Origin of the sequence: Streptomyces sp. GbtcB6 (genome assembly GCF_019091475.1) — a bacterium.
Taxonomy (GTDB): domain Bacteria; phylum Actinomycetota; class Actinomycetes; order Streptomycetales; family Streptomycetaceae; genus Streptomyces; species Streptomyces hyaluromycini.
This window is the reverse complement of the sequence record NZ_JAGXJL010000496.1, coordinates 1-234: the sequence shown is the minus strand read 5'-3', so window position 1 is coordinate 234 and position 234 is coordinate 1. Positions and strand designations below refer to the sequence as shown.

1 pseudogene is annotated in these 234 nt (G+C 79.5%); it reads left to right on the top strand.

What is annotated here, in order from left to right:
- Positions 1-234 (top strand): annotated as a pseudogene (locus KVT45_RS55780) (LysR family transcriptional regulator); the annotation flags it as partial.

Sequence of the window (234 nt, the reverse complement as noted above, 5' to 3'; positions counted from 1 at the left end):
GGCTGGAGGAGGCGGTCGAGCGGGGCAGCGTGGATGTGGCGGTGTACGTCACCGCGGCCGCCGCCACCGTGGGCACGCCCGACGGCGGTCTTCCGCTCTCCTGGCACGCGACCCCCGGCTGGCGGCGGCCCGTCGCCCCCTCCCCCGTGCCGCTGGTCGCCATCGAGGAGCCCTGTGCGTTCCGCCGCCGGGCCATCGCCACCCTCGCCGCGCCGGGCGTGCCGGCCACGGTCG